Consider the following 8,208-nt stretch of genomic DNA (forward strand, 5'->3'; position numbering starts at 1 on the left):
ATCTTCACGTTCTCTCCTGCCTCATCTTCGTTGGGTTCTTCAAGGGCCGCTCAATGGCCGTTCAATGACCATTCAATGGTCGTTCATGGCGCCGTTCATGGGATTGCGCTTATGCAACAGGTTATCCCTAAAGTTCACTCACCGCGAGCCCTGGATTCTCTTTTGTGCAGCGGCCGAGCCGAGACGAGATGGGGCCTGCCGCTTTGTTGATCTATGCGCCAGACACTGACGATGCAGGTGGGACCTCTGTTGGGAGTCTGGATGTCGCAGATGAAGGCATAGTTCCCCCCGTCGTCCGTTTGCCTCGTGCCTTTCGGCTCAGCGGTGAGCGGATGCTTCCGCAGCTCGTCTTCCAGCGCGCGCGGGTTGTCGGGCGAGAACCCGCAGGTGGATATGAAAAATCGAGCCTTTGCCTTTCCGTCTTCGGATTCGAGATCCAGCAGATAGTTAGTGAGTTTGGCTTCCGCGATGAAAACCTGAGAGAAGCTGGTCACTTCTTTGCCCACTTTGCCACCAATTCAAGGTCGCTCTCCTTGAAGGCGCGGGAGGTGAAGGGCAGGTCCTCGTCCCAATCCTCGAATTCCACTTCGTAGCCATAGCCACCGGCGCTTCGCTCATAGACCAGCATGACAGTCCCTTCCTTTCCCCGGGGCAGATCGTCATTTGCGTGGGCATCCGTGACAAGGCGGACGATATCCAGCTCGCCGAAGCGGGCCGGGGTGGGGTTTTTCACCTTATTCGCCTCCAAAATTGCAGCGTCCAGGCGGGAGTTGTAATATACCAGATCCCGCTGCTGAAGCTTGTCGAAAAATACCTCGTAATCCTGCGGTGTCAGCATATTGAATTGGTAGAAGGGGCTTTCGATGCCCTCGAAAAGCCAGTGATTCAAGCGGGCGAAGTGCCTGCGCGCGAATTCATGCTTTTTTGTGTTCTCCGGGGAAGGGTTGGCGATTTCCGAATCGTCCTTGATCTCCACAACCAGAATGCAATTGCCCTGCTTGATGAAGAAATCCGGGCTGAACATGCCGCGCTTGATGTGCGGCGCCCCCTTGGGGCGGGTTGTAGGCTTGGACCAGGCGTATTCCACGGCATAAAATCTCATCGCCGTGTTTTTCAACCATGCGTCCAGGGGTTCGGCGTTTTCGCGTTCGCACAACCCACGCATGAATTTGCGTTCCGGTTGGCTGTCGGCAATGGCCAGATTCACGGGCGTCTTGAAGCGGTAATCGTTCTCGATGAGGAGTGCCTGCCCGGCGTAATTGCCATCTTTGTCCGTCAATTCGCGGAAGAAATCTCGCTGCTCTTTGGGCAGAAAATTCTCGCAGCCATTGCGATAGAAAACAGTCTTGTCCCGCAGCAATTCGGCTGCGCTGCAACTGTCGCTTTGCCGGTCCTGTGTGTTCAGAATGAGGAGGCTCTTGGCGGCCCTGCGATAGGTGGTGCGCCTGGATTCCTTCCGGCGCAATGCACCGAGCGCCCCAAGGAATTTCTGTTTGGCCTCATCCGGTATCTCGCTCTCATTCATTCTCGACCGCCGGACCGTTTCGAGAACCACTTGCAAGAGATCCTCCTCGCGGTGACGGGCGGCGTAGCGGGTGCGCTTTTTGGGATCGGGATTGGCAGCGGTTTCGCGGTCCAGCGCAGCTAAATTCTCATGCATCGCATGGGCCACTTCTGCTGCGGTGAAGGTCTCGTGGCGGATGGTCAGTTTCTCCTCACGGCTCCTGCCCCGAGTATCCAAAAGGCCCACTTGAACGCGCTCTTCCGCGGGAAGTGTCGGAAACTCTAGGTATCCGCGTTCAAACAGCTTGTATTCATCAGTTACGGTGGCCGATGTGCTGGCCTCGTCCTTCTCGTAGTTCAGATGGTGAAGGGGAAAGTGGAACTTGGAATCTGGCAGAATCACCGAAGACACGCGCTTTTCCATCTCCAGTATCTCGTTGACGAGATGCTCAATTCTCGGCGCCCAGGATTCGTGATTGAAAATTGTGACCACGGGCTGCCCACCATGCCAGTTTTCTGGTACGCGCAGCCCGCGCCCGAGAACCTGCGCGATGAGCAGCTTGCTGTCGAAGGCACGCTCCTCGTGGGGGACGATCTGAAACACATTCTTGGCATCCCAGCCCTCGCTCAGCATGGAGACGGAGGTGATCCACTCCACCTTGCTCTGCGGATTGTCCACCGTGCGCAGGCGCGCGAGATTGCGCTGGTGCTTCGGCGATGAGGTAACGACCAGCACCTTGCTGTCAGCCTGTTTCTCCGAGATCCCCTCATGCTCTTGCAGAAAGGCGCGCAAATCCTCTGCGGCCGCCTCGCAGCTTCTGATGTTCTTGGTGACGACGATGGTGAGGGGGCGAATGCCTTTAACACGCCGCTTGATTTGATTTGTGCGCCGCTTGTGAAGCTTGTGAATCAACTGCCATTTCTCATCCGAGCCGCGGAGCTTCGGCTCCTCGGCGATATACTCCACATCCTTCACCTGCCGCTCTTCTATTGCCTGGCGCAGGGAGTAGCGGCTGACCACATCGGTGAAGTAATCGTTACCGACATAGCAGGTGCCGGAAACGCCAACGATTCGCTGAAACCCAAATTCATCGTCGAGCAGAAATTCCTTCCATTTTCGCAGCTCGGAAGTGGCGGAGGCGACATGGTGCGCCTCGTCGTTGAGGACGAGGGTGTGCTTCCCTGTGCCCCCCCGCAGGCTCTCTCGGATGGAAGACTTCACATGCTTCAGGATTGCGTGGTAATTCTCCACGCAGATGCAGCCGCCGGTGATGCTCTGCGAGGCGTTGATAATATTCGGCGGGTGATGCCTGGCGTTCTCGGGCATGGCTTCCTGCAGGTCGGCATCGGCGGCGAGCTCCCGAAACTTACCGATCAGCCCGTGCTCAATGGTGTTGGAGGGACAGAGAGTCAGGACGCGGTTCACCTTGCCCTCGGCCAGCAGAATGGCGGCGATGCCGTAGAGGACGTAACTCTTGCCGGTTCCCGTCGCCAAATCCAGGGAGCAGGAGAGCAGGTCGGGCAACTGCAGGCGGCTCTCCATGGCCTCCCATGAGCCGTATGCCTCCGCCAGCTTCGGGTTGCCGTCAAAGTTCTCGCGGGTCAGGGCGCGCAGATCTCGATATTGGCCTCCGGCCAGGAAGCGCAGAGCGGTGAAAATTGCCTCTTTCTGGTATTCGCGGCCTTGGCAGAGCGTATCCACAAAGGCGTCATACCTGCCCTCGTCCCACACCTGCGGATTGATATTGCGGGAAACCTTGAGGACGAGATCCTCGTTGCGGATCTTGCTCACCGCTTCTTCCTCGCGCTCTTTTTTGCAGGGCTCTTTTTTGCGCCTCGGGCAGGCCCGTTGCGAAACTTGCCCGCGGAAATCAATTCGCGCGCTTCGTTGCCGTAGATGTCCACGAAAATCGCCATCACCTGCTTTCCGAGCTGATTGGCAGGGAAGCTCGCCTTCCAGCCGTTATTGGCCATGGCGTCTGCGTAGAAGATATGGTCGAATTCGAAGACGCACTTTTCGGGATCGTAATCGTAGTCGAGCATGAGCATGGAGAGCGTTTCCATGTTTTCGCTCTTCTTCCGCGGCCCGCGCACCCGCGCTTCGCTCTTAAAGGTGGTGATTTTGATGAAGGCGTCGCCTTGCTTCCGGCCTGTGGTGTATTTCAGCTCCGGGCGCCGGATAAAGTCGAAGCCCACAGCGTCCACGGTGTCGTTCACATTCATTTCGCCGGTGGGCTGCATGAGTGCGGTGAAGTCACTCCGATGCAGCTGATAGATGAAGGAATAGGGGATGCGCAGGGCGTAGTAGCGGACCTTGCCGTGGTCAATGTAGTCCTGGAAGAATCCGAATTTCATGGCCGGGGCAATGAGGAAAACTTCATTCGAGACCTTGCGCCCGATGGCCTCGTGGATCTCCTCGATGGTCTCTTCGGCGATCAGATCGCCCGGGTTCCGGTGAGGGGGGTAAACCTTGACGGTCTTGCCCCGGCGCGTTCCGTCCATGCGGATTCCGCCGACGGTGTGCGGGTTGTCCTTGCACTGGAAGAGTTGCAAGGCAAAACGGCGCCAGTCTTCTTCGGGGAGATCGCACAACTTTTCGACATCGTAGAGGCCGGCGTTGTAGAGTGTGAAAGGCTTGGCCCGGAGAGGCGATCCCTTGCTGCCGATGCCATCGCGCAGGTTCAGCAGGCGCTTCTGCATGGTGTAGATGGCCAGCTTGCCGCAGTCGGATGCGATCCAGCGGCGGCCCAATTTCTCGGCGACGGCGGGCGCAGTGCCGGAACCGGCGAAGAAGTCGGCGACAATATCTCCTTCGTTGCTGGACGCTTTGATAATGCGTTCCAACAATTTTTCCGGCTTTTGAGTGGGATAACCAGTTCGAGCGATTGAGGCACGATTCTCAAAAGGAACGTCATCGAACCAATCTCTTGGCAAAACGCCCTTTTTATCATCCCAATAATCTCGATAGACCGAATCAGGATGAGACTTTTCAAGTTCAGGCGGCAATTGTTGCTTCCCGGTGAACTCCCCGCCTTTCCCCCTTATCTGATACTTCCGACCATCGGTGTCAACGAGAGTATACTTTTTCTCACTTCCTTTAGAATAAGGAAGAGAAATTTCATAGCAATTAAACACGCGATCCTTGTTCAAAGAATCCTTCGCGTAGAACAAGATAGTGTCATGTTTTGCATTGAATCTGTCCTTAGAAATTTCGCGCTCTCGATAGCACCAGATAACTTCATTCAGGAAATTCTCTTTCCCAAAAACTTCATCCATCAACACCCGCACATATGAATTCATCCGCCAATCCAAATGCACATACACACTGCCGTCATCCGACAGCAATTCCCGAATCAAAACCAGCCGTTTGCGAATGAACTCCAGAAATTCCGCGGCGGCCACCTTGTCCTGGTAAGCCACAGCCCCATCCTGCCCTTGCATTTCCCGCTTCGTGGAAAACGGCGGGTCAATATAAACCAGCCGGATTCCGGGCGTACCGTCGGCGTTACACAGCTTGCCCTTCTTTTTCATGTCCAGCAGCGATTTCATCGCCTGCAGGTTGTCTCCGAAGATGAGCATATTGTTCCAATCGTCGCCGTTGTTGCCGAAGCGGCGGGTAGGTTGCAACGGCACGGCCATGGCATCCGCCAGAATGTCCGCCTCCCGCGCCTTACCGAGGTAGGTGAGTTCGGTTTCGCGCTTCTGAGCGGGGAACAATACTGGCGCCCAGTCCAGCGGGGGCATTTCGCCGTTCTGCAGAATCTCTATGAGGAGCTGGCGCTCTTCGTCCGTCATGCCCGCTCCGCTCCCGCTGCTCTCGCCAGCTTTGGCGAACGCTCGGTGGCTCCGGGGGCGAGGCATTCCAATTCGATTTCGTCCAGCAGTCCCTCGTCCGCGAAGCTGTAAAACCCTTCCCCGGCTACGATCAGGTGGTCAAGCACCTTGATTCCCAGCGGGCGGGTGGCGGCGATCAGGTCCTTGGTCAAAAGCCGGTCCGATTCACTGGGCCGCGCATCTCCGGAAGGGTGGTTGTGCGCCGCAATCAGGGCGCTGGCATTGGTTTGCAGGGCGCGCGAGACAATCTGGCGCAGGGATACATGGACGGCGCCGGTGTCGCCCCGCGCAATCAGGGCGTCGGTCAGCAGCGCGTTGCGGCGGTTCAGATACAGTACGCGAAAATGCTCCTCCGGCAGCGCCCGCAAGCGCTCGCGCAGGTATTCGCCCGCCTGAGTCGTGCTGAGAATCTTGCGCCGTTGCAAAGCGGGGGCAAGAGCGACCCGCCGCGAGACTTCCATGGCCGCCGCCAGTTGCGCGGCCTTCGCGCCTTTGAGCCCCTTCACTGCCAGCAGCGCCAGCGCCGGGGCTTCCGCCATTCCCCGCAGGGAGCCGAACTGTTCCAGCAGTTGACGCGCCAGATCCACCGCGCTTGCGCCCCGCATCCCCACCCGCAACAGAATGGCGACCAACTCGGCGTCCGTGAGCGCCTCTGCGCCCCGGCGGAGCAGCCGCTCCCGGGGGCGCTCCTCCTCGGGCCAAGAGGCGATTCCGCTCGCTTTCGCGCGTATTTTGGCCACAGTATCTCCCTTACATACAGCTCAGACCGCTGTTATGGACCTTGCTTTCCTTCAACGGCAACCGCCGCATCTTAGCCCAGTATGCCCGGCAACATGAAGCGGGCAGCGCGCAACGGTCCAGATACTGCGCGAGAGGAACGGAAAAACGGCGGAGAATTCAGATAGCGCAAATACTTAAGGCCCAAAACCAGGCGCGGCCTCCCCTGCCGGCACGCGGGGAGACGGAGAAGTGGCTCAAGAATAATCGGCAAATCGCGCAAATCGGGCCGGGGGACTGGGCACTGCTTGGCACGGCGGGACCTCCGACCGCCCCTGAAACGGGGTTTCGCCGCACGGATCGCCCCCCGCCAACCCGGCTCGCCGCCCGCCGCCTTGAGCCCGGCACGGCATTACGATTATCATAACGGCCGATGCCGGTGCCGCTGTCCGCCGGACAAGGGAATATGTCAATACGATGCGCCCTACGGTGACCCCGATACTGCTGGTCGTCCTCGACGGCTGGGGTTATTCCGAAAACACCGAGTTCAACGCCATTCACAGCGCGCATTCGCCGGTCTGGGACGAGCTGTGGCGGCGACACCCGCACACCCTGCTGCAGGCGTCGGGCACCAGCGTCGGCCTGCCGGAAAACCAGATGGGGAACTCCGAGGTCGGCCACATGAACATGGGGGCGGGCCGGGTGGTGGGCCAGGAATTCACGCGCATCTCGCGCGCCATCCAGGACGGCTCGTTCTTCCGCAACGAGACCCTGCGCCGGGCTTTCGCGCACGTGGCGGCCAACGGCAAGGCAGTGCACCTGCTCGGCCTGCTGTCTCCCGGCGGGGTGCACGGCCACGAAGAGCATATTTTCGCAATGATGGAGTTGATCGCCCGTTGCGGCCATCCCAGGGCGTACCTGCACGCCTTTCTGGACGGACGGGACACGCCTCCCAAGAGCGCGGCGGAGTCCATCCGCCGCGCCGTCTTGAAGGCGGAGGAACTCGGCACGGGCCGGATTGCCTCGATGATCGGGCGCTATTACGCAATGGACCGCAACCGCAACTGGAAGCGCACCCGGCAGGCGCACGAGTTGATCGCGCACGGCCGGGCGCGGCGCCGTTGCGAAGACCCCCTGATCGCGCTCGACCAGGCTTACCGGGCAGGCCAGTCGGACGAGTTCCTGAAACCGACCGCCGTTTTGCACCAGGGGAAACCGGTGCGCCTGGAAGAAGGCGACATGATCGTGTTCATGAACTACCGCGCCGACCGCGCCAGGCAACTCTCCCGGTCGCTAACCAACCCGGACTTCAGCGGCTTCGAGAGAGGAACGGTGCCGAAACTCAGCGCCTTTATCAGCCTTACCGAATACCACGCCAAATACGAATTCCCGGTCGCCTTCCCCCCCGAGGCGCTGACCAACGTTTTCGGCCAGTATATCTCCGACCTCGGCCTGCGGCAGTTGCGTATTGCCGAGACGGAGAAATACGCGCACGTCACTTTTTTCTTCAACGGCGGGGAGGAGCGCGCCTTCGAGGGAGAACACCGCATTCTCGTCCCCTCCGCGCACGTGGCCACCTACGACCGGAAGCCGGAGATGAGCGCCCGCCAGATCACCGACAAACTGGTGCGGGCCATCAAGGGCAAGGAGTATCATGCCATCATCTGCAACTACGCCAACGCGGACATGGTCGGGCACAGCGGCGACCTGGGCGCCACCGTCAAGGCAGTGGAAGCCATAGACGCCTGCCTGCGCCGGTTGCTGGCGGCCTGCCGCAACAGCGGTTGCGAGATGATCGTCACCGCCGACCACGGCAACGCGGAACAACTCAAAAGCTACATCACGGAGAAGGTGCAGGCGCAGCCTCATACCGCTCACACCAGCAATCCCGTGCCCTTCGTCTATGTGGGCCGTCCCGGCGAGGTCGTCTCCGCGGATGGACGATTGTCCGACGTAACGCCGACCATGCTGTACCTGATGGGCCTGAACCCGCCGCGGGAGATGACCGGCAAGCCGCTGATCCGTCTCCAGGAGGCAAGCCAGCCATCCGCCAAGGCGTCCGCGCAGGGTTGATCTCCCTCGCCTGTCTCGGGCCGGCCGCCGGGGCGGGCGCCGCGCCGGCGGAAGCCGCGGGCGCAGCGGGTGTGCGGACCG

At 59.6% G+C, this 8,208-nt stretch carries 4 protein-coding genes and 1 pseudogene; 1 reads left to right on the forward strand and 4 read right to left on the reverse strand.

The features are described from left to right. Positions 1-134 precede the first annotated feature (134 nt). The 4 genes and pseudogenes from OXU43_01765 to radC form a co-directional block, all read right to left on the reverse strand. Positions 135-506, reverse strand: coding sequence for a hypothetical protein (locus tag OXU43_01765; protein MDD9823897.1), 372 nt, complete (start codon positions 504-506; stop codon positions 135-137). Beyond that, positions 491-3,295 carry a DEAD/DEAH box helicase family protein gene (locus tag OXU43_01770; GenBank protein MDD9823898.1) on the reverse strand — a complete coding sequence of 935 codons (2,805 nt, stop codon included), beginning with the start codon at positions 3,293-3,295 and terminating at the stop codon, positions 491-493. Before OXU43_01770 ends, OXU43_01765 begins: the two co-directional genes overlap by 16 nt. After that, positions 3,292-5,298: a site-specific DNA-methyltransferase gene (locus OXU43_01775; GenBank protein ID MDD9823899.1), complete on the reverse strand. Its 2,007-nt coding sequence runs from the start codon at positions 5,296-5,298 to the stop codon at positions 3,292-3,294. Before OXU43_01775 ends, OXU43_01770 begins: the two co-directional genes overlap by 4 nt. An 83-nt stretch (positions 5,299-5,381) precedes the next feature. Further along, positions 5,382-6,047: pseudogene (gene radC, locus OXU43_01780) on the reverse strand (DNA repair protein RadC). Between the two features lie 484 nt (positions 6,048-6,531). On the opposite strand from radC, the gene gpmI reads away from it, so the two are divergent. Then, positions 6,532-8,127: a 2,3-bisphosphoglycerate-independent phosphoglycerate mutase gene (gpmI, locus tag OXU43_01785; GenBank protein MDD9823900.1), complete on the forward strand. Its 1,596-nt coding sequence runs from the start codon at positions 6,532-6,534 to the stop codon at positions 8,125-8,127. The last annotated feature ends 81 nt before the right edge of the window (positions 8,128-8,208 follow it).

Source organism: Gammaproteobacteria bacterium (genome assembly GCA_028817255.1).
GTDB classification, from domain to species: domain Bacteria; phylum Pseudomonadota; class Gammaproteobacteria; order Porifericomitales; family Porifericomitaceae; genus Porifericomes; species Porifericomes azotivorans.